General features: G+C 38.4%; 19 protein-coding genes. 10 read left to right on the forward strand and 9 right to left on the reverse strand.

Features of this window, described 5'->3' with window-relative positions; all coding sequences use genetic code 11:
- The gene (locus tag EJF25_RS06510; protein WP_125040564.1) at positions 1–3,333 is read right to left on the reverse strand and encodes a TonB-dependent receptor; all 3,333 of its coding nucleotides are present in this window, start codon (positions 3,331–3,333) and stop codon (positions 1–3) included.
- A gap of 348 nt (positions 3,334–3,681) precedes the next feature.
- Complete coding sequence (locus EJF25_RS06515; protein WP_125040565.1) at positions 3,682–4,674, reverse strand: FecR family protein; 993 nt, start codon at positions 4,672–4,674, stop codon at positions 3,682–3,684.
- A gap of 163 nt (positions 4,675–4,837) precedes the next feature.
- Between EJF25_RS06515 and EJF25_RS06520 the strand changes: the two genes are divergently transcribed.
- From EJF25_RS06520 to EJF25_RS06545, 6 genes are read left to right on the forward strand one after another with little or no spacing between them, the layout of a single operon-like run.
- Positions 4,838–5,449, forward strand: coding sequence for an RNA polymerase sigma-70 factor (locus tag EJF25_RS06520; protein WP_125040566.1), 612 nt, complete (start codon positions 4,838–4,840; stop codon positions 5,447–5,449).
- A 20-nt stretch (positions 5,450–5,469) separates the two neighbouring features.
- Positions 5,470–8,640 (forward strand): UvrD-helicase domain-containing protein, encoded by a 3,171-nt coding sequence (locus EJF25_RS06525; RefSeq protein ID WP_125040567.1) that lies wholly within the window; start codon positions 5,470–5,472, stop codon positions 8,638–8,640.
- Positions 8,641–8,667: 27 nt separating this feature from the next.
- Positions 8,668–9,288 carry a radical SAM protein gene (locus EJF25_RS06530; protein WP_125040795.1) on the forward strand — a complete coding sequence of 207 codons (621 nt, stop codon included), beginning with the start codon at positions 8,668–8,670 and terminating at the stop codon, positions 9,286–9,288.
- A 4-nt stretch (positions 9,289–9,292) separates the two neighbouring features.
- A complete protein-coding gene (locus EJF25_RS06535) occupies positions 9,293–10,249 on the forward strand; it encodes a TonB family protein (RefSeq protein WP_160119383.1) in 957 nt (318 codons plus the stop codon).
- 19 nt (positions 10,250–10,268) lie between these two features.
- The gene (locus tag EJF25_RS06540) at positions 10,269–11,081 is read left to right on the forward strand and encodes an energy transducer TonB (protein WP_125040568.1); all 813 of its coding nucleotides are present in this window, start codon (positions 10,269–10,271) and stop codon (positions 11,079–11,081) included.
- A 23-nt stretch (positions 11,082–11,104) separates the two neighbouring features.
- Complete coding sequence (locus EJF25_RS06545) at positions 11,105–13,972, forward strand: PD-(D/E)XK nuclease family protein (protein ID WP_125040569.1); 2,868 nt, start codon at positions 11,105–11,107, stop codon at positions 13,970–13,972.
- Between the two features lie 161 nt (positions 13,973–14,133).
- Here the strand turns inward: EJF25_RS06545 and EJF25_RS06550 are convergent, their stop codons facing one another.
- The 7 genes from EJF25_RS06550 to EJF25_RS06580 form a co-directional block, all read right to left on the reverse strand.
- On the reverse strand, positions 14,134–15,267 hold the full coding sequence (locus EJF25_RS06550; protein ID WP_125040570.1) for an ATP-binding response regulator: 1,134 nt from the start codon (positions 15,265–15,267) through the stop codon (positions 14,134–14,136).
- Positions 15,268–15,288: 21 nt separating this feature from the next.
- The gene (locus tag EJF25_RS06555; RefSeq protein ID WP_125040571.1) at positions 15,289–16,218 is read right to left on the reverse strand and encodes a UDP-glucuronic acid decarboxylase family protein; all 930 of its coding nucleotides are present in this window, start codon (positions 16,216–16,218) and stop codon (positions 15,289–15,291) included.
- A 163-nt stretch (positions 16,219–16,381) separates the two neighbouring features.
- The gene (locus EJF25_RS06560) at positions 16,382–16,924 is read right to left on the reverse strand and encodes an IbrB-like domain-containing protein (RefSeq protein ID WP_125040572.1); all 543 of its coding nucleotides are present in this window, start codon (positions 16,922–16,924) and stop codon (positions 16,382–16,384) included.
- Entirely contained in the window at positions 16,921–18,225 is a 1,305-nt protein-coding gene (locus EJF25_RS06565) for a DUF3440 domain-containing protein (protein WP_125040573.1), read from the reverse strand. Before EJF25_RS06565 ends, EJF25_RS06560 begins: the two co-directional genes overlap by 4 nt.
- 6 nt (positions 18,226–18,231) lie before the next feature.
- Entirely contained in the window at positions 18,232–18,639 is a 408-nt protein-coding gene (locus EJF25_RS06570; RefSeq protein WP_125040574.1) for a hypothetical protein, read from the reverse strand.
- A 365-nt stretch (positions 18,640–19,004) separates the two neighbouring features.
- A complete protein-coding gene (locus tag EJF25_RS06575) occupies positions 19,005–19,241 on the reverse strand; it encodes a hypothetical protein (RefSeq protein WP_125040575.1) in 237 nt (78 codons plus the stop codon).
- 105 nt (positions 19,242–19,346) lie between these two features.
- On the reverse strand, positions 19,347–19,562 hold the full coding sequence (locus EJF25_RS06580; RefSeq protein WP_125040576.1) for a hypothetical protein: 216 nt from the start codon (positions 19,560–19,562) through the stop codon (positions 19,347–19,349).
- A gap of 394 nt (positions 19,563–19,956) precedes the next feature.
- On the opposite strand from EJF25_RS06580, the gene EJF25_RS06585 reads away from it, so the two are divergent.
- The 4 genes from EJF25_RS06585 (at position 19,957) to EJF25_RS06600 (ending at position 23,736) form a co-directional block, all read left to right on the forward strand.
- Positions 19,957–21,738 carry a glycosyltransferase family 2 protein gene (locus EJF25_RS06585; protein WP_235016743.1) on the forward strand — a complete coding sequence of 594 codons (1,782 nt, stop codon included), beginning with the start codon at positions 19,957–19,959 and terminating at the stop codon, positions 21,736–21,738.
- A 70-nt stretch (positions 21,739–21,808) separates the two neighbouring features.
- Positions 21,809–22,054 (forward strand): hypothetical protein, encoded by a 246-nt coding sequence (locus tag EJF25_RS06590; protein ID WP_125040577.1) that lies wholly within the window; start codon positions 21,809–21,811, stop codon positions 22,052–22,054.
- Positions 22,054–22,704 carry a hypothetical protein gene (locus tag EJF25_RS06595; protein WP_125040578.1) on the forward strand — a complete coding sequence of 217 codons (651 nt, stop codon included), beginning with the start codon at positions 22,054–22,056 and terminating at the stop codon, positions 22,702–22,704. The genes EJF25_RS06590 and EJF25_RS06595 overlap by 1 nt, the downstream gene beginning before the upstream one ends.
- 36 nt (positions 22,705–22,740) lie before the next feature.
- A complete protein-coding gene (locus tag EJF25_RS06600) occupies positions 22,741–23,736 on the forward strand; it encodes a hypothetical protein (protein ID WP_125040579.1) in 996 nt (331 codons plus the stop codon).
- Positions 23,737–23,740 lie beyond the last annotated feature (4 nt).

Below are 23,740 nucleotides of genomic sequence, written 5' to 3' on the forward strand. Positions count from 1 at the left end.
TTAAAACTGTATTTTCACATTAAAGCCGACGCTCCGCAAACTCGGTTGCATGAAATAATCGATCCCTTGGTAGTAAGTACCTGTAGAAGCTGTAACTTCCGGATCAAATGGTGCTTTATTATATATCATCCACAAATTATGTCCTACAATCGACAAGCTAAGATTCAATTTATTATTGAACCATCGGACCGGGAAAGCATAACCGAAAGAAGCTTCCTGCAAACGTACGTTCGTCGCACTGTATACATAGTTGGCCATCAACCCACTTGTCCCTGCCGTCTCCGTATAAAATGTCTGCGGATCGACCTTTCCTTTATTTACCGAAATACCTTCATTATCACGCGCTAAAGCCGAAGCTTTCGACACTCCAAAGGCATCCATAGCAGCCTGTGTCGGTGAAAGCACGATCCCACCAAAGCGGGCAGCAAACATAAATCCCAGACTAAAACCTTTATAAGTAAAATCATTACGGAATCCCAAGTTACTTTTTGGAAGCACAGAACCGATCTTTATATAATCATCCGAAGATTCTATTTTTTCCTTCTTCACATTCTGCGTAGCAGGATCAATCCATACATTTCCTTCCGGATCACGTTTCAGGCGATTGTTCACATACATATCTCCCATGCTTCCGCCCTTTCTCAAAATAGTTCTTGCCGAACCAAAACCACCTTGATCAGTCTCACGAAGCGTATAAGTAGTTCCTGTCAATTCATCCACATAGTCAGTAAGTAGGTCTACAATTTTATTCTTATTAAAGCTGAATGTTACATTCGAATTCCATCCGAAATCATTCCATTTATGATTATAACCTAATGAAAACTCCATACCTTTATTCTCTACATTACCAGACTGTGCATACATACTGTCATAACCGGAACCTGCTGAAATAGGAACTTTAAATGTTTGCTTCTTAGTATTTGATTTATACCATGTTATTTCCAGACTTAATGAATTATTGAAGAATTTCGAGCTAACTCCTGCTTCCCATGAATCCGTTCTTTCCGGATAAAGTTTTCCTAACGGACGGTAAGTCTGCATCACCCATTTACTGGTTGAACGGTTCCATACATATTTCTTCTCCGAAGACAAATTTCTGGGAATAGCCGAACCTACTGATGCATATGAACCGCGAACTTTCAGATAAGAAATAGCCTTAGGTAACGTCACCATTTCCGAAATCACTCCGGAAAGACCGATGGAAGGATAAAAGAACGATTTCTGTTCTGTACGCCTCAAAGCCGAGTCCCAATCGTTACGTCCCGTCATTGTCAGATAAAGCATACTCTTCCACCCCAATTCCATACTGGCAAAAGCAGAAATAGTACGTTGCTTATATCCCTCTTCTATCGGATAAGTATCTTTATCCAACGTCGTATTCATATTAAACAAAGAATAAACATTCGACATATTTTTCAGTCCACCCTGAAAACCTCTTTCATTATAGTACACTTGTGTGAAACTTCCTCCGACATTGGCTGATAGGGAAAAATCTCCCAAACGTTTGTCAATATTCATAAGAACATCCGAATATACCTGCCTGTCGTCTGCTTTAGAATACTTATAGAAACCATATTCGGAACCATTTGTAAAGAAAGTATCCGTAGAACCGTCACGCTTATCACTATAATCATTGTCAGCATTGTCAATTCGTACACGTCCCATTACATTCAACCAGTCCAAAATCTGATATTGCAGATTGATATTAGCCATAAAACGTTGCTTCTTAGTACCATGATTCATATTGTTAATCACCCAATACGGATTATTCTTCATACTGAAACCCGGATCTCCCCATGTCCAGTTCTGAACATTGATTTTCCTTGTTTCGTCATAAGTCTGGTACATACGGATCGCATTAAAGTTTTCACCACGAGGGAAGAGATAGATTGCCGGAAGTGGATTGAAATATTCCCCTTGTGCCATTAAATTACGATCTTCCTGTACGATATAACTCAGACCGAAATCCAAAGTCATCTTATTATTCAGTAATTTAGTGGTATTTCTTGCCGTAAAATTATAACGGTCATACTTACTATTAGGAATAATACCTGCGGAATTCGTTGTTCCTACGGAGATATATGTCTGATTCGTCTCATTTCCTACAGAAACAGAAACCGTATTTTGGATATTCGTTCCCGTATTAAAGAAGTCTTTCGGTTGATATTCGCCATAAGCGGAAATTCCTTTATCTCCCCAAGTCTGAAAAGCTCCCGGTTTATTGAGATATGTATTCTGAAATTCCGGCATAATAAAAGGACGCATAAATGTACTATTATTAGAAATAGTCACATTCACTTTTCCTTCTTTTCCTTTTTTAGTAGTAATCAAGATAACACCCTGTGCTGCATTCGAGCCATACAATGCTGCAGCAGCAGGACCACTCAACACAGACATACTTTCTATATCTTCCGGATTGATATCCGAAATACCCTCACCTTTCGGTTGAGTAGAATATTGTCCGTTGGAATTACCATTGTTTGTATTGAAAATAGGAATACCATCTATCACATACAAAGCATTATTGTTGGCAGAAATTGATTTTGTACCACGCATGACGACACGCGTTGCACCACCTACACCGGCAGAAGAAGTATTAATATTCACACCGGCTACCTTTCCGGACAATGCATTCATGAAGTTGGCGTCTTTCACTGTTGTCAATTCATCTCCCTTCACCTGCTGTACATTATAGCTCAATGCTTTTTGTTCCCTTTTGATACCCAGAGCTGTTATAACCACTTCATCCAACACTTTAGTATCTTCTCCCATCACAATCTTCAGTGGTTCCGCATTAACAATAGTGATGGCTTGAGGTGCATATCCGATATACGAAATATCCAATACATCGCCTTTGGAAGCATTTAAAGCGAAATTTCCATCAATATCAGTGATTGTTCCCGTAGAAGTACCTTTTATTTGTACATTTACTCCAATCAAAGGCTCACCGGTATTATCGACAATAGTTCCTTTTGCTTTTACAGGCTCTTTGGGTTGTTGTTTCTCTTTATCCGTATTCTTCACAGAAAGGATGATGTGGGTATTCGAAATGGAAAATGATAAATTAGTTCCCTTCAATAAACGGATCATTACTTGTGACAGCCGTTCTTTTTCCACTTTAATTGTCACAATGCGATTTAAATCTACGTCAGCAGTGTTGTATACAGCCGACAAGGACGTTTGTTTCTCAATTTCTTTCAGAACCTTCTGAAAGGAAGCTTTAGAAAAGTTTATAGTTACTGTCGGCTCTTGTCCGGACGCGGATAAAAAAGCCGGTAATGATAACAGAAAAAATAACAAGTATGGTAACTTGCGTTTTATGATGTTTTTCATTTCATTCTTTTTTAGTTAGAATAATTCAGGTTTTCACAATGTAAAATAGTCAATATAAAATATATACTCGAATACTATTTTCTGAAAAGTAGCTAAATGTATGTATATCTCATAATAAATATAATTTAAAGGTTACAATTCTGTTTTTCTAGGCCTATTCATAAGTAATACATCCCAAGTTGTAACCCTACTAAACAAATATAGTATTTTTTTTTAAGAATATTATATTTTAAACGATCCAATGCCGAATTCAAGGGAAATAAAAACATGAAAAAAGCGGAAAAAGGCTGTATTACCAGCCTTTACCGCTTTCTCTCTAAACACATTCTCTAAATTATGAGGGGGATTTTATTTTTTCTTCAAATGGATGGTTCGTCCTTTCTTCTGATAGTTGAAGTGATTAGTTTGAGTTAGCACATTCAAGATATCTTCCGGCGTTTCGTCTGTTGAAAATTCTCCTGTAAACCTTTCCGACTTCAAAGCTTCATCTTCAAAAACAAAATGAATATCATACACCTTTTCCATCGTAGCAATAATTTCCTGCAAAGAATTCCGTTCAAAATGTAGTTTACCTTTTATCCATAACAGTACATCCGACGGTTGCGAATATTCAATCAATTCAGCCTGATATGTAGTTGCATTGACCTCCAAGGTTTGTCCCGGTTTCAGTAAATGACCGTTTTCCCCGGTAGTCGGAGAATCCACCCGCACAGAACCTTGAAATAAAGTAGTCACCACTCTATTTTCATCTTCACGTGCGCGTACATTAAATTTCGTACCCAACACACATGTTTTAATCTGCTTGCTATTTACGATAAACGGAGCATGTTTATCATGAGCCACTTCAAAGTAGGCTTCTCCGGACAAATCGACCTGACGGTCCGAATTCCATAACGAATTCCGGTAAATAACTTTGGTTGATGCGTTCAACCATATTTTAGTTCCGTCGGGAAGCACAGTCTGTGCCCTTTGTCCTTCGGAAGTCGCAATCGTATAATCGGAAAGTTTATTAGAAAGAAATCCCCAGACAATTCCTCCAGTAAAAATAAGTCCGGCAAGAAAAGCAGCCGCCAAACCTGCATATCGTCTCCAACGGATTGAAAGAACCTTCCGGTTAATCCTTTTCTCCTTTTCACGGACAGACGCTTTAAATTTCTTCAATGATTCTTCTGTATCTACCGCGTCCATTGCAGCAATGCGATCACCCACAAAAAGTGTATAGTACAGTTGTTCCAGTTGCCTTCGGTTCTCCGGCGACTCTTCACACCATACCTCTACCATGCGGTTCTCTTCATCGGTGCACTCTTCCCGAAGATAGTTCAACAAGATAGTTTCATCCATGTTCATTAATCTTTTTATCTTTAAAAATAGAATACCTTATAAGTAGTACAGTTGAGAATACAAATATACTAAACGATCAAAGAAAAAAATATTTTTATTCCGTTTTTATTTCGTTTCTTATATTGCTTTCATTATTTTTGTTGTGCATATAATATGAATAAGAATGCCACAATCCTTTATATACTTAGATATCAATGACAATAAGGCTGTAATTACCTATTTGAAGGCGGGAGAAGAACGTGCTTTCGATGCGGTTTATCGTTATTATTTCAGCAGGTTATGTGGCTTTTGTTCGCAATATGTCAATGAACAAGAGGAAATTGAAGAGATTGTACAGGAAACAATGATGTGGCTATGGGAAAATCGTTGTAGCCTGATGGAAGACTTAACCCTCAAAACTTTACTGTTCACAATCGTCAAGAATAAAGCACTCAACCGACTTTCCCATTTTGAAATTAAGCGCAGAGTGCATCAGGAGATTGTAGAAAAATATGAGAGTGAATTTGACAATCCCGACTTCTATCTGAGTAATGAACTTTTCCGTCTATATGAAGAAGCACTCAAACAACTCCCGGCAGAGTTTCGTGAAGCTTATGACATGAACCGTAACCAACACCTGACTCATAAAGAAATTGCAGAAAAACTCAATGTTTCACCACAGACAGTCAATTATCGGATTGGGCAGGCATTAAAGTTGTTAAGAATCGCTTTAAAAGATTATCTGCCATTATTCATACTTTGTTTTGGTACGGATTTCCTCAAAAAACTTTATTAATTTATATTTTAAACTGAAGCATGAGTGAGCTCCTAGTATATAAAGCCTCTGCCGGATCCGGCAAAACATTTACACTGGCTGTGGAATATATCAAATTATTGATTCTCAATCCACGTGCATACCAACACATTTTGGCTGTAACCTTTACCAACAAAGCCACAGCTGAAATGAAAGAGCGTATTCTCAGCCAGTTATATGGCATTCAGACAGGCGATAAAGATTCCGAAGCTTATCTCGAACGTATTAAAGAAGAGACAGGAAAAACAGAAGAAGAAATACGCACAGCTGCCGAAACGGCTTTGGGCTATATGCTACACGATTATAGCCGTTTCCGAGTAGAAACGATCGATTCATTCTTTCAGTCCGTTATGCGTAATCTGGCACGTGAACTTGAACTTAGTCCAAACCTGAATATCGAACTGAATAATACCGAAGTATTGAGTGATGCTGTAGACAGTATGATCGAGAAACTCGGCCCTACTTCTCCTGTGCTGACTTGGTTATTAGATTACATCAACGAACGAATTGCAGACGATAAACGCTGGAATGTATCCGATGAAGTGAAAAATTTTGGACGTAACATATTTGATGAAGGTTATATTGAAAAAGGAGAAGGACTTCGCCAACGGCTTCGTACCCCTGACACGATAAAAGAATATCGAAAACAACTGAAAGCTCTGGAAACCGAGATTCTGGAACAGATGAAAGGATTCTATGACCAGTTTGAAGGAGAATTGGATAGCCATGCACTAACTGCTGATGACCTGAAAAACGGTTCACGAGGAATCGGAAGTTATTTTCGTAAACTGAATAACGGAATTCTAAGTAACGATATTCGTAATGTAACTGTAGAAAAATGCCTGGAAGATGCAAAGAACTGGGCAACTAAGACTTCTCCCCGTTACGGAGATATTATTGCTTTGGCCGGTTCGAGTCTGATGCGGATTCTGGAAGATGCGGAAAACCTCCGTCCAAAGAATAACCTTTTGTTAAATAGTTGCCGCCTGTCCCTGCAACATCTTAACAAAGTACAACTTCTCGCCAATATTGACGAAGAAGTACGTCAATTGAACCATGACAATAACCGCTTCCTTTTGTCAGATACTAACGCATTACTCCATCAATTAGTAAAAGACGGAGATTCTTCATTTGTCTTTGAAAAGATAGGAACCAACATCCATAACGTTATGATCGATGAGTTTCAGGATACCAGCCGGATGCAATGGGGAAACTTCAAGCTCCTTTTGCTCGAAGGCCTGTCTCAGGGCTCAAATAGTTTAATTGTAGGAGATGTGAAGCAATCCATTTACCGTTGGCGAAATGGGGATTGGGGTATTTTGAATGGATTAAACGACTATATCGAACATTTCAAAATCTGCGTTAAAACATTAGCAACCAACCGTAGAAGTGAAACAACTATCATCCGCTTTAATAACCACGTCTTTACTGCCGCCGCCGAATACCTGAATGGTATCTATAAGCAACAATTGGGAAAAGACTGTGAGGACTTGCAAAAAGCCTATGCAGATGTTGTCCAGGAATCTCCGCGAACCACTGAAAAAGGATATGTTAAAGTCTCTTTTCTTGAGCCTGACGAAGAACATGATTATACGGAACAAACACTTATCAGTCTGGGTGATGAAGTTAAACGGTTACTTGCCTCCGGCATAAACCTGAATGATATTACTATTCTGGTACGAAAGAACAAGAATATTCCCCGAATTGCCGATTACTTCGACAAAGAGCTACATTACAAAATAGTATCGGACGAAGCTTTCCGCCTGGATGCTTCCCTCGCTATTTGTATGATGATAGATGCACTTCGTTATTTATCCAATGAGAATAATCGCATTGCACGTGCCCAACTAGCCGTAGCTTACCAGAATGAAATCTTGCAGAAAAGCTTAGATATCAATACTCTCTTATTGCACCCTGTAGAAGATTATCTCCCTCCGGTTTTTCTTGAAAAGCTTAGTGAACTAAGGTTAATGCCTCTATATGAATTATTAGAAGAACTTTTCAGTATCTTCGAAATGAGCCGTATTCAGCAACAAGACGCTTATTTATTTGCTTTCTTCGATGCTGTGACCAACTATTTACAAAGCAATTCTTCGGAACTTGACAGCTTTCTTCGTCATTGGAACGAAACATTATGTAGCCAAACGATCCCTAGCGGTGAAGTAGATGGTATCCGTATTTTCTCCATTCACAAATCCAAAGGATTGGAATTCCATACAGTACTCCTTCCATTCTGCGACTGGAAACTTGAAAATGAAACAAATAACCAGTTGGTATGGTGTACACCTCAGGAAGCTCCATTTAACGCATTGGATATTCTTCCCATCAACTATTCCACCCAAATGGCGGAATCAATTTATGGAAACGATTATTTGCATGAACGATTGCAATTGTGGGTAGATAATCTTAACTTACTATACGTAGCTTTCACTCGTGCAGGAAAGAATCTGATTATATGGAGCAAGAAAGGACAAAAGGGTACCATGTCCGAATTACTCACGAATGCACTACCCGTTGTAGCCCTTAAAGAAGGAATCGATTGGGAAGAAGATTGCTACGAACAAGGAGAACTTTGTCCTTCTGAAGAGAAGAAAACTAAAGTTTCCACCAATAAACTTACCCGAAAACCGGATAAATTACCTATTCATATGGAATCCATGCGCCACGATATCGAATTCAGACAATCCAACCGCTCTGCTGATTTCATACAAGGAATTGAGGAAGACGAATCCAGTGACCGTTTCATCAATCGCGGACGTATGCTTCACACGTTATTTTCTGCTATTGAGACGGCGGATGATATTGAACCGGCTATCGAACGGCTTGTATTTGAGGGTGTAATCAGGGATCAAGATAAAGAAGAAATGACTCGTGAAGTGGCACATAAGGCCTTCTCACTTCCCGAAATACAAGAATGGTATTCCGGGGAATGGACACTATTTAATGAATGTGCTATCGTATACAAAGAAAGAGGGGTCCTTCAAACCCGCCGTCCGGATCGTGTCATGATGAAAGACGGGCAAGTAGTGGTTGTCGATTTTAAGTTTGGAAAGGAAAATTCCAAATATAATAAGCAAGTAAAAAGCTATATGCAATTACTTGCCCAAATGGGATATAAAAATATTACCGGTTATCTATGGTATGTAAATGAAGAAAGAATTGTAAAAGTATAACAGAAGAATATGGATAAAGTATATACAATGAAGAAAGTTCCTTTAATAGGAATTGCCCGGCACAGGATTACCATTGACGGTGAGGGAGTTACAACTCTCGTCGCATTTCATGGCTGTCCGTTGCATTGTAAATATTGCCTGAATCCTACATCTCTGCATCCGGATGGTATTTGGAGAAAATATGATTATACCGAGCTTTATGAAGAGCTACGTCAAGACGAACTCTACTTTCTTGCCAGTGGTGGCGGAGTTACTTTCGGTGGTGGAGAACCACTACTGCAAAGCGAATTTATTTTTCAATTCCGCCAACTTTGCGGTCCTCAATGGAGAATCACAGTAGAAACATCGCTCAATGTTCCGTCACAACATCTGAAACTTCTATTACCTGTGATTGATAACTACATTATTGATATTAAAGATATTAATAATGATATCTATCTTCGGTATACTCAAAAAGAAAATATGACTGTTCTTTCGAATCTCCGTTATTTAATCGAACAAGGAAAAGCAGAACAAATTATCATCCGTACCCCACTCATACCGTCTTATAATACAGATGAGGATATAGACGCCAGTATTCAACGACTAAAAGAAATGGGAATTATCCATTTTGATCGGTTCAAATATAAAATTCCTAATAACGAATAGAACCATGAAACGAGGAAAGCAAACTTGTAAGATCTTGAAAGAGATCCGTCAGCAAATAGCTGAAGCAAATGACATTGAGTTCATTACATCCGAATGCCAGTATCAGGGAGATTGTCTGGGTACTTGTCCGAAATGCGAATCAGAAGTACGCTATCTGGAACAACAATTGGAAAGAAAAAGACTGGCAGGTAAAGCAATCACCGTTTTAGGAATCTCCGCCGGAATGCTCACGATGCTTCCCATACAGGCTGAAGCACAACAGGTAAAAAACACAACAATAGAAAAAAAATCTGATTCTATTGTTGTGGATGAAGGAGAAAACGTATTACCCGGAGTCGTCGAGACAATGCCCGAATTTCCTGGCGGACAGGCTAAATTACTGGAATATATAAAAACAAATCTTCGTTATCCCGATCCTGACTGTTGCATATCAGGACGTGTGATCGTGCAATTTAAGGTAACGAAAAATGGTAGCATAAATGAAATCAAAGTTATACGTGGGTTGCATCCATTATTTGACCAGGAAGCAATCAGAGTGATCAGTACCATGCCCAAATGGAATCCCGGAAAAATAATGGATCGTCCGGTAAATACCTTATTTACTGTGCCGGTTACATTTAAATATGAAACTAATCATTCAACCAAATTACCAAAGACTCATATATTAGAAACCGCAACAAAAGATACCCCAGAAAGTCAGTTCATCACAGTAAAAGGAAAAGTGGTGTATACTGACGGTAGTCCTATAGTAGGTGCCAATATTTATGAATATAAAAATGAGCAGAATAATACTATATCGTATGTGGATGGTTATTTCCAATTAACGATAGAAAGAAAGCATGCCTTATTTGTTACATACATAGGCTTTGAACGACAGGATATAAAACTAGACAAGTATAAATCACCCTATATAACGATTGTACTTCGTGAGGGAAAGAATTTAATCTTAGGTGAAATATAATCCATTCAAAAAGATAAGTATGAAACGAGGAAAGCAAACTTGTAAGATCTTGAAAGAGATCCGTCAGCAAATAGCTGAAGCAAATGACATTGAGTTCATTACATCCGAATGCCAGTATCAAGGAGATTGTCTGGGTACTTGTCCGAAATGCGAATCAGAAGTACGCTATCTGGAACAACAATTGGAAAGAAAAAGACTAACTGGAAAAGCAATCACAATTCTTGGTATATCAGCGGGGTTAGTTACTATGGGTTCGATATCCTCCTGTACAAATAAAACCAATAAAGGAACGGAACAAGAAATAATACAAGATAGCATAACAGTAGTGAATGACACACTATCTGAAGATATTCTCGAAGGTGAGTTAGATATACCTTTAGTAAACAAAGATTCTATATTAACAGAACCAAGAAGTAATTCCGAAAAGGAAGCACCGAGGGTAACCGATCTTATCGGAATAATCGATGTTGAATCAGTAATGGGAAAAGTGAATACCGAGCAACAGCTAGAAGATGTTTTGGAAGTAGCCCCTGTTATGCCCGAATTCCCCGGTGGAAAAGATAGTTTGATGCATTTTATTGCCAGAAACATAAACTATAATAATATAGCACAAGGAGATATAATAGGACAAGGTCAAGTTGTTATTCAATTTATTATTGATAAAGAAGGTAATATCATCAATCCTAAAGTTTTACATGGGATAGATCCCGTCTTAGACAAAGAAGCCTTACGTGTAGTTGGCTTAATGCCAAAATGGAAACCAGCAGAATTGGCAGATGGTACTAAAGTAGCTGTTAAATATACAATTCCCGTTATGTTCAGATTACAATAAAGAATAATTTTTTTAATAATAATATGCAATCATTTCTCCAACTAGTCGCTCATGACCTGTACTCTAAAATAGGAAACGACTTGTCACGTACAGTACTCGTCTTCCCTAATAAACGTGCAAATCTATTCTTCAACGAATATCTCGCAGGTGAATCCGATCATCCCATTTGGTCACCTGCTGCTATGAGCATCAGCGACCTATTTCAGAAAATGTGCATGCAGAAAGTTGGAGATCCGATCCGCCTGGTCTGCGAACTTTATAAAGTATTTCGGGAAGAGACACAAAGCCAAGAGACATTGGATGATTTCTATTTCTGGGGAGAATTACTTATTAGTGATTTCGACGATGTAGACAAAAATATGGTGAATGCAGACAAACTATTCACTAACCTGCAAGACCTGAAAAATCTAATGGATGATTACGACTTCCTCGATAAAGAACAGGAAGAAGCTATCAAACAGTTTTTTCAAAACTTCTCCATCGAACGACGTACTGAGTTGAAGGAAAAGTTCATATCCCTATGGGATAAACTGGGCACGATCTATCATCATTATCGTAAAAATCTGACTGAGCTGGGGATTGCCTACGAAGGTATGCTTTATCGCAACGTCATCGAACAACTGGATACGGACCGATTAAAATACGACAAATATATATTTGTTGGCTTCAACGTACTGAATAAAGTCGAAAAGGAACTTTTTATAAAGTTGAAGAATGCAGACAAAGCAATGTTCTATTGGGATTATGACCTCTTCTATACTCAGCAAATAAAAAGACATGAGGCCGGAGAATTCATCCAAAAGAACCTCAAAGATTTTCCGAATGAACTTCCAGAAAGTTATTTCGATTCTTTGCGGCAACCTAAAAAAATTCGTTATATCTCCGCTTCTACCGAAAATGCACAAGCACGTTTCTTGCCAGAATGGATACGCAACACTTTTTCCGGCAATTATGAAGAAAAGGAAAATGCTGTAGTACTCTGTAACGAGGCTTTACTCCTTCCCGTCCTTCACTCCATCCCACAAGTAGTGAAGAATGTAAATATCACCATGGGATTTCCACTGGCACAGACTCCGGTATATAGTTTTATCAATGCAGCTATGGAATTACAGACAAACGGTTATCGTTCAGACACCGGACGGTTTACCTACGAAGCCGTTTCCGCCATACTAAAACATCCTTATACCCGCCAGCTCTCGGTGCAAGCCGAATCATTGGAATGGGAACTAACAAAAACTAACCGTTTCTATCCTTTTCCTTCAGAATTGAAGAAAGATGATTTTCTGGCAAACCTTTTCACCCCTCGTAGTGGAATTAAAGATCTTTGCAACTACCTTACGGAATTAATCAAAGACATCTCAGTTCTCTACCGTCAGGAAAATGAATACAAAGACATTTTCAATCAGCTCTACCGGGAGTCACTTTTTCAGAGCTTCACTAAAATAAACCGTATTTATAGTTTGATAGAAAGTGGTGAACTGGAAGTGCGCACAGACACTCTAAAACGTCTGATAACGAAAGTTCTGACCGCATCCAATATTCCTTTTCATGGAGAACCTGCCATCGGAATGCAAGTCATGGGAGTATTGGAAACACGTAATCTGGATTTTCGTAACCTTGTCATGTTATCGCTTAACGAAGGACAATTACCTAAATCCGGAGGCGAATCTTCTTTCATCCCCTACAATCTGCGAAAAGCTTTTGGGATGACCACCATTGAACATAAAAATGCAGTGTATGCATACTATTTCTACCGTCTCATTCAACGGGCAGAAAATATCACTTTACTATACAATACTTCCTCCAACGGTCTGAATCGCGGAGAATGGTCACGCTTCATGCTACAATTTCTGGTAGAAGGACCTCACGAAATTACTATGGAATATTTAGAAGCAGGGCAGTCGCCCCAAAACATAACAGATATTCAAATCGAAAAGACTCCTGAAGTATTGGCACGCCTACATCACACTTACGACAGTTCCAACCCTCGCTCACTGATCCTGTCTCCATCGGCTCTCAATGCTTATCTCGATTGCCGGCTGAGATTCTATTACCGTTATGTAGCACGATTGAAAGCTCCAGAGGAAGTCAGTGCCGGTATTGACTCTGCTCTATTCGGAACTATTTTTCATCGTTCTGCTCAACTTGCCTATACAGATCTGACAGCTAATGGCCGAATGGTACAAAAAGACGATCTGGAAAAATTATTGCGCAACGATGTGAAATTACAAGGCTACGTAGACCGTGCTTTCAAGGAAGAACTCTTCAAAGTTCCCCTGGATGAGAAACCCGAATACAATGGGGTGCAGCTTATCAACTCTAAAGTGATCGTTTCCTATCTGAAACAATTACTGAGAAATGATCTTCAATATGCTCCGTTCGAAATGATAGCAATGGAGAGCGATGTGGAAGAAAAGATAAAAATCCAGACGACACAAGGTCCATTAACGATCCGTCTCGGAGGAACAATAGACCGTATAGACTCTAAAGAAGATACTTTACGTATTGTAGACTACAAAACCGGTGGAAGCCCAAAAACTCCTGCCAATATCGAACAACTGTTTACACCGGCAGAAACACGTCCTAATTATATCTTCCAAACTTTTTTATATGCATCCATAATGAGCCGTCAGCAATCACTGAAAGTAGCTCCTGCACTGCTTTATATCCATCGGGCTGCTTCTGAAAGCTACTCTCCTGTTATAGAAATGGGAGAACCTCGAAAAACAAAAATACCTGTCAATAATTTCGCTTTTTTCGAAGATGAGTTTCAAGAACGTCTAAAAACATTATTGGAAGAAATCTATGATGAGAAGGAATCTTTTACACAAACAGAAGACACAAAAAAATGCAGTTTCTGCGATTTTAAATCAATCTGCAAAAGAGGATAAAAAAGAAGTTGTATCAAAATTAACGTCTACCCCTATCATCCCAAACGTAGTGAAGATTTTCTCTTCTGACTCATGCAGAAAGTAGATTCTTCACTATGTTTAGGATAACTTTTTCCTTTTAAGGACTTTAGAAATAGTCCTTTCTATTTTAAAGCCCGAAATTATCGTTGCAACAAAGGCACTGAGAAACTAAACGTAGATCCTTCTCCTTCTTTCGAAGTGAACCAAAGATTACCTCCGTTCTTAACCACGAAATCCTTGCAAAGTAACAATCCAAGTCCCGATCCTTCCTCATTATTCGTACCAAAAGTACTGAAATGTGTATCCGTATGCAACAATTTCTTCTGATTCGATTCGTCGATACCACAACCGGAGTCCTTCACACTAACGACTGCCATGCTATCCTCTTCTGTCAAAGATACCACTATCTCAGTTCCTTCATTACTAAATTTAATAGCATTACTGATTAAATTACGAACTACCGTTTTTATCATATCAATGTCAGCCCTTACTTCTACCCGGTCCGAAGAAATATCAAGTACAATCTTTATCTTCTTCAATCCGGCTACCATATTGAAGATCTCACTCACACCTTCTATCACTTCTACCAGATTAATATCCTGATAAACCACTTTCAACTTACCGATCTGGCTCTTAGTCCATTTCAATAAATTATCAAGCAGAGAAAACACGTCTTCCGTCGTCTGATTAGCCATCGTAAGTAGTTCGTACATCTCGTCACCTATCGTTTGAGTTGGCAAGTTCAAAATCAGCATATTCAGTACCATTTTGATTGACCCCATTGGTGAACGCAAGTCATGTGCTATCACAGAATAGAGTTTATCACGTCCCATGATTGTTCTGCGTAATTCCTCTGTTTGTGCCACAATAATCCGTTTAGCAGCCACCAAAGAAATTTGGTGAGTCACACGAATAATTAATTCTTCTTTGTTAAAAGGCTTTGAGATAAAATCATTACCCCCTACCTGAAACCCCTTTACAATATCTGCCGTACTATTCAGCGCTGTAAGGAAAATAATAGGAATTTCACTCAGTACCGCATCAGCTTTCATTTTTGTGGCGACCTCGAATCCACTCATATCCGGCATCATGACATCCAACAATACTAAATCCGGCTTTTCTTTTTCAACCTGTTCCAAAGCTTGCTGTCCATTGTTTGCCGTTACAATATTGAATTTCTCATTTGTCAAAAGCACTTTCAACAGAAGGACATTCGAAATCACGTCATCCACAATAAGGATCTTATATTCGGACGGATTTATTTCCACATTCATATCTTCGTTTTTTAAATTACGTCAAATTTGTTTAAAATACTCAGTCATACGTAGCAATCCTTCTTCTAATTCGATTGTCGGTTGCCATCCCAGCTTTTCCTTTGCCAATGTTATATCCGGCTGTCGTTGTCTCGGATCGTCGTGTGGTAAAGGCTTGAAAACGATCTTCGAAACAGATCCAACTAATTGAATCACTTTCTCTGCCAATTCAAGCATTGAGAATTCATGTGTATTCCCAATATTCACAGGACCTGTAAAATCATCCTCAGTATTCATCATTCTCACCATCCCCTCAACCAAGTCATCTATATACTGGAAACTACGTGTCTGCCTACCATCTCCATAAATGGTAATATCTTCATTTTTTAATGCCTGCGTGATAAAGTTGGATACCACACGTCCATCATTTGGCAACATACGCGGTCCATATGTATTAAATATACGGATTATTTTAACGCGAACCTTATTCTGACGAAAATAATCCATACATAAAGTCTCCGCACAACGTTTCCCTTCGTCGTAGCAAGAACGGTAACCTATCGGATTCACATTTCCCCAATAATTCTCAGGTTGTGGATGAATAGCCGGATCACCATATACTTCGCTAGTAGAAGCCTGCAACATCTTAGCATTCACTTTCTTTGCCAATCCAAGCATATTAAAGGTTCCCAATACTGACGTCTTAGTCGTCTGAATCGGATCATATTGATAATGAATGGGAGACGCCGGACAAGCTAAATTATAGATTTCATCTACTTCGGCAAAAAAAGGAAAGGTTACGTCATGTTCTACTAACTCAAAATTGGGCTCATTCATCAAGTGCTTTATATTATCTTGAGAACCTGTGAAAAAGTTATCCAAGCATGTAACATAATGACCTTCCTTTATGAGTCGTGTACAAAGATGAGAACCTATAAAACCAGCCCCACCGCTTACCAATATTCTCTTCATCTTTACTTTTACTACTTTTTAATCTCTCTGTTTTGTTTACTGAATACAAATATAACCACTTTACTCCTAATATGCAAATTAAACAATCAAATATAAACACTTAAAATATAAAATGCCACTGGTGAAAAGGAGTAAATCTTCTATTTCACTTTCCGATATAAAATTAATATGATTTTCTTTCTGTTTCTGTAGGAGCCACTTCATCGGGAATACTAAATTCATGATTTGCAAACAAGTCTGCTAATCCGGAAATTTGCTTCAGGCGTAACAACTCATCACGGTCCATACCTATATTTTTCATTATCCATTGATCGGACATACCTGCTTTGTCCAATTCAGCAACAATATGACACATCAATTCGATATTATGCATTCCTCGTGCACGATTGTGTCGGATCGTTGAACTCATTCGGTTCGATAAATCCTTATCAATTACTACAATTGGAAGCAATCCATTCTCGCGTTGATAAATACGTTTCGAAGTTTTCAATACCGTATAACGATGATAACCATCCACCAGAATGTAACGATCTTTCTCTTTGTCATAATAGCATACACAAGGCATTGTAAATCCATCTTCCCAGATCGACAGCTCCAGCAACTTCATTTCAGGTGGAGCAACCACATTAGGGTTATAATCATTTGCAAATACTTTTTCTACAGGTACGGCTTTCACTCCGTAAACCGGACTTTTATCTACACTCATGATACTATAATTCTATATTGTTCCATAATTTGACTTCTTTTACTCATCTCTTCCTTTGTCGGAGAAAATCCCATATACTTACAGGCATGGTCATTCTTCAAAATACAGATACACATTCGTTTATAAGTAGGTATCTCCCGAAATTCCGGAATATCAATATCCTCCTGATACTCCATACGTACCGGTTTCTTCAGGGTTTTATAATTACTGTTATCCATCACAATGATAGGCACTTTGGCATCAATCAACTTCTTAATCGTTGCATCACTCAGACAGCCTCCTTTAGTCCGCCAAAAGTTTACACTTACCGACAACTTCCGAAGATAATTCTTGCGCGCACGCTCCGGCAAAGTAGACAATAAGAAATACATAAATTCACGCCAGGTATATCCCTCCGGCAGTTTCACAGACTGCCATCCCATAGCGTGCGTACCACCATACATACCGGTAAAATTCACTCCATTTACTCGTCCGATCATTTTTCCCCAAGTATTAGGGTCGAGCACCCGATAAAGTGCCAGACTCTCTTGTGCTTCATTGATAAACGGGCTCGCTACACGCTGACGTTCCAAATTTACTCCGGCACGATAATAAAGGTCATACAATGTATTATAATCCCATTTGAATTTCCCATTAGCCGTCCAGACATCTGTTGTCTTCCAATCAAAAATAGGATATGCATTATAAATATCACATCCCACTTTCGACGTCCACTTATATTTATGATACATTTGGAATTTCCGGCTCATATAAATGCATCTCCAGCGATTGAAACTCTCTTGTGTACGGATTCCAATCAGGCAGCAGGTACGTACCGCATCGTTTTTATCATGTATCCATTGGGCAAAACGCATTTGGAATTCATAATCCCACATCGTAGTATTGTAAAAAGGGAAATCATCCTTAGTCAAAGCTCCTTTTGGCATAGGACGTACCCATAAATCCTTTTTACTTTCTTCCCAAGGACGCCAAAAAGACTGATACATCGACGTACAAGTAGCTACACGGAAAGGCACACAGACACGATATACGTCCAGAATATCTTTATTAGCTTCCAATATCCGGTCCACATAGTCAATGGTCATTTTATACTGGATCTCATAATCCATATGAAAAACGCTTAAACGCACTTTCAGATTATTCCGCCGAATATAATCAATACACATATTCAGCAATATCCCGCTATCTTTACCTCCTGAGAAAGATACATAAACATTATCAAATTCATTAAATATCATCCTCAGTCGCTCCTGCGCCAATTCATATACATTTTTTGTACCTGCAATTTTCTTCTTCCCCATAATCAATTATCTAAACATTTTCACATAACGTGTCCATTTCATGTCAATAGGTGAAAATTCGAATTTCTCGAAAGTCTCCTTATCTTGTATCAATGTCACCGAGTTGAGCATCCAACCTTCAGATACAAACTCTTTCATTATGGCAGGCAACAGCATAGACAATATCTCATCCCGCTTTTTAGCTTCCGCTGCTATATAATAATTATTGATTACCGCTCTTTTTCCACTCTTTTGTTCCACCGGAATAAAGCCAATAACTTCCCGGTTCTCAAAAGCAACGAACCATACAAAATTATCGTTTGTCTTAAACGGATAATTATTATTTGCACGTATCACCTCCGGATCCATCACCAAAGGTGCTAAAAAACGATATAATTGTTTGTCTTTTCCTTTTAACTGTATTACCTGTATCATAGCATTTTGAATAGATAGACAAAAGTAAAGAAAAAAATCTTTGTGTTAGCATAATTGCGAATAAAACATTTATTTTAAGCAATTAATCCATGTGTAGCATGACTGTTTTGCTTTCTCCGACTTGTTTATGAGTACGTTTATCGATTTCTGAATCATATAAGAAGCTATTTTGAATTATAAATATCTAAAGTTTCCTACCCCTCTTTGAGCAGTGTTTGAAGAGGGGTGGTATTCTTCAGCACTTCATATAATCAACGATTAACCTTTGTATAAAAAGAGTCATACGACAGAACACCAATTCTCAGAATGGTACTATTGTAAAGCATCAACCATTACCCAAACTTGCTTTGTACCCATTTCATCATTCAGTAAACCTTGAAGCATTTGTTCAGGCTCTGCGCCCAACAGCTTGGGTAAGGGTGTAAGCAGTTTTTCATGCACGAAAGCAAGCGTCTCCATAGTGTCAAAGTCAGCGACAGCTCTCTTTCAGCCCAGAACATTTCACCTATGGTTTCGTATTCTGCAAACCTTTTTCCTAATGCCAAGACGATGTAAGCACACTCTTCTACACGCGTCTTGTCAGGATTTGAATCTTTCCGCATGTATTTATACTACTTTCCCTGCTCCTATTTTGTCAGCCCAAAGTCCTTGTTTTTCCCTTTCTCCCGATGTAGGGGAAAGTCCATAGGCAGAGTAATGGTTCTGTCTTACAAGGCAAGCAGAAGGAGTTTGAAGCCCAATACATAATGACCATTCACGTGGTCGGACACGCGGCTTACATACTCAATCGAACTGCCTGTTTTCTCCAATGTCGTGTCATCAAGAAGATAGCATTGGGAAGCGTTCTCTTTGTGCAAAATGGTATACAAACGAGTGACCAAACTTAGAAGCAGCCGTCGCCAGTCCATTGTGGAACGAAGCATAATGCGATAGAAGTAATTCTTTCCAAAAGATAGTAGTCCGTGAAAGTACTACCAGCAAGCGCAAAAGATACTCATCCCATTGGTGCGAAACAAGGATAAGGATAAGATTAACATTACTACACTAACGTCCGATTGTTTTAACAAAGACAAGTGTCAAAACTGGTCGACAAGGCTAAAACGTCCGAACAGCTTAATAATTCCATCATTCATATCACTTTTAACACTTAAAACATTCTCCATTTCGCTGAAATTGCTTATTTTTGATATTTATAACAGTTCTCCTTTTATTATTGCAAATCAGTTTGTTGGTACTTGCTAATTTACGAATTTTTTTCGAGGTTCTGCTATATTCCCACCCTTTTTATTGGGTGGGAAACTTTAAATTCTTATTACTATGTTAGTTACAGATTCAAATATCAAATTTTCTGTTCTGATGCCTACGTATAATCAGGCATCTTTTATTCGACGTGCCATTGCAAGCCTTCTGAAACAGACATATCCTTTCTTTGAGTTGATTATCATCAATGATGGAAGCACGGACAATACAGAGGTGTTTATTTCCGATTATTTACATGATAAACGAGTCTCTTATATAAAGAATGATGTTAATTTTGGTTTAGGAAAGGCTCTTAATCAAGGATTAGAGGCTGCAAAATACGAGTATATTGCTTATTTGCCTTCGGATGATTTTTATGACGAGGATCATTTGGAGTCTTTTAAAAGCAGTTTTCAGAAACATCCGAATGCAGTATTATCGGTTAGTGGCATACGATATGATGAGTCTAATGTAGTCGGTGTATTGTCTTTTCGTAAATGCAAAGGTACCATTCCGGGATACAGTGTTCAATTGGTGCAGGCGGCACATAGGCGAACGGTAGAGCGATGGACGGAACGTATGGAATGTGTGTCGGAAGACCTTTTCTTTTTGTTTTGGAGAAAACTTGCCTGCAAGGGGATGTTTGTTTCTACTGGGATAGTGACATGCGAATGGACGAATCATTCGGATCAGCATCATAAGATATGTGGTGAAAGGTTTGGCGGTGGATTGAATAAATATCGTTCTTATTATAATGTGCAAATCCCTATTCGTTTTCGTTCCACTTCTTATAAGACGATTGATGAACCGGCCGCTTACCTTCCTTATCGAAAATCCGTATCACCTCGGTGCGGTGGTTTGAAAATATTGATTGTAGGTGAACTCGCCTATAATCCGGAACGGATCTATGCTTTTGAAGAGACTGGGCATAAATTGTATGGTTTGTGGGCAAAACCTCGATTCTGTTATTCTACCATTGGACCGCTTCCTTTCGGACATGTGGAAACCATTCCTTATCAAGATTGGAAGACACGGGCACGTGACATTCAGCCGGACATAATCTATGCCCAGTTAAGTACTTCTGCAATTGATATAGCTCATGAGGTGCTTATGGCTGATATGAATATTCCTTTCGTTTGGCATTTTAAGGAAGGACCTCACGAGGCGATGAAAGAGGGTTTGTGGAGTAAATTGATTGATTTGTACACTTATGCTGACGGAAAAATCTACTTGAATCAGGAAATAAAAGAGTGGTTTGATTTGTTTACTCCAACCTTGTATGATGTTCCAACGATGATAATGGACGGTGATTTGCCCAAAGCAGAATGCTTTCAGGGAAACTTCTCACCAAAACTTTCTGCTGCCGATGGAGAATTACATACAGTTGTAACTGGGCGAATCATCGGATTACCTCCAGCGGATTTCAGGGAGTTGGCAGCGAATGGTGTTCATCTACATGTGTACAACGAGAATTACATCTCCGACAATGAAGCATTTGAACCTTATCGACAAATGGCTCCGTCTTATTTCCATGTACACAGACACTGTTCACAATCAGAGTGGGTCAAAGAATTTTCCCGGTATGATGCCGGTTGGCTGCATTGCATCAATAGTGTCAACGACGGTTCACTTTTCAAGGCTACATGGGCGGACCTTAATCTGCCTGCACGGATAAATACATTGGCTGCGGCAGGGATTCCAATGATTCAGAAACAGAATTCCTGCCAAATTTCCGCACAATACAGTTATGTCATGCAATACGGTATGGGAATAGCTTATACAGAAGTAAAAGAAGTGATAGCACAGCTTAAAAACAGCTCTTTATTGGGAAAAGTCAGTCAGAATGTGATGCTCCATTGAGAACAGTTTATGTTCGACAGTCATTTGGAATCATTAATTCAATTTTTCAAAGAAGTAATAGCCGATCATCATGAAAGAAGAAATCAAAAATAGAGTTCTGCAAAACATTGCCAATACATTGAGCATGTATGTTTATCACATAGATAATAATGGTTTGGTGAATGGGAAAATGGGAATCATGCTTTTCCTTTACTGTTATTCGCGCTATGTGAAGGAGGAATATTACGAGGATTTTGCAGGAGAACTGTTGGATGGAATGTTAAAAACTTCTCGTTCATTGCCTTCCGGTTTTGAGGATGGGGATTCGATTGGCTGATGAAGCATGACTTTGTACAAGGAGACTCTAATAAAGTATTAAAACCTATTGACAATAAACAGCTTACACAGTTGGCATACGGCACGATAACTTCCATTACCGGAATACTGAACTATTGGACAGCAAGGATTCAGAAAGGAATTCCGGGAAATGATATTGTAAAGCTGACAACCGATTTATTGGATTTTATTCATCATAGTTTGAAAAATAGTGGAATATCTCTGTATCATATCAATGCTATCTTGCATTTTCTGTGGCGTGTAAGGGGTAGTATTTTACAGACGAACAAGAAAACTACCATTATTCAAATGTTGAATCCGATCATAAACGTGGTATTCAGTAAATTCGCTTTTGATACTGTCGACTTGTTTATTTTTCATCAACTATTGAAGAAATATAACGGCAAGATAATATTAAGTAAAGATGCGGAAATCACATTTTGTCTATGTGCTTCTATCCCTCTGACTATCACTCAACGGATTAAAGCAGCATGGCAAGAATGGATTTATTTTGATAAAGTGACTTGTCCTATGCCTGAAGATAAAGAAATAATGGAATATGTAGATAAAAATCTTCAAAATATACAATTAAATGATTTTGTCCTGAATCAAGGATTGGCAGGATTAGGACTTTGGATTTTGAATGTGTAATCATTAAAATATGTCTAATTTGAAACAAAATTGATTATGAAAAAGAGTTTAACAGAAAACAGTTTCCGGTCTATAGATGATATGAGTCCGGATGAATTAAAATCTTATTTAGATGAAAATGGTTATTGGGATTTTTATGATAAGATTTTTATAGAGGGAATAGAAAAAGAAGGAGAAGGTGTGACTTGGATAAGAAAGCATCCTCATGAATTTGAGTATAATATTTTAACTCATGAAGATTTGATAAAGCTTCAGTTAAGTACTTGGCTTCAACGGATGAGGGAAGAAGGAGCACCCGGTATGAAGAATAATCCTAATTCGGTTGAAGCCTATAATGCTTTTGCGCGTTGTGACGAATGGCGCGGTGGATATGTAGAAGGATATGGATATATAGATGTTGCAGCATCTTCTCTATATGGAAATTCTTTATGCTTAGGAAATTCGTGGTATGCATGTGGGGCTCCTCAAAATCCTATTCGTGTAGCTAAGTTTTATAAATTATCTCTTGCAAATAGATGGAGAGGTGGAGATGTCAGTTCGTGGGGATATGTCTCAGAAAATACAAAAATATTAGGCTGTTCTACAGAAACTCTCACTCAAGTGGGACAAGGGGAAGTGACTTTAGGAACTTTAATTAACGTAAATCATTCTTTGGGACATGGTGTCGTTACAATAGAGTCAATGAAAAATAGGTTTAAAGACTTTTGGGATACAGCAAGAAATAGTTATCAAATAGATGATGGGATACTCTCAGAGTATATTAGGCAGAATTTTTATTATGCACAAACCAATGATATAAAAGAGGGGTTGGCGCAGCACAAAACAAGTTTATTGCGTCAAGTGACAAGAACGACTGACGATTATCAGGGAATCAAAAAATATGGATATGACGTAATGGTAGTAGATTATAATGGAATAAAACATAAATATGAGTGTATTGAACCAACCGGACCATCTGTAACTTCTATTTCAGAAAAGGATATTCGGGAGGGGAAAATAGAAATTCAAACTCATATACTTTCAAAATCATAGCATT

It is taken from the genome of Bacteroides faecalis, from assembly GCF_003865075.1.
In the GTDB taxonomy this organism is placed as follows: domain Bacteria; phylum Bacteroidota; class Bacteroidia; order Bacteroidales; family Bacteroidaceae; genus Bacteroides; species Bacteroides faecalis.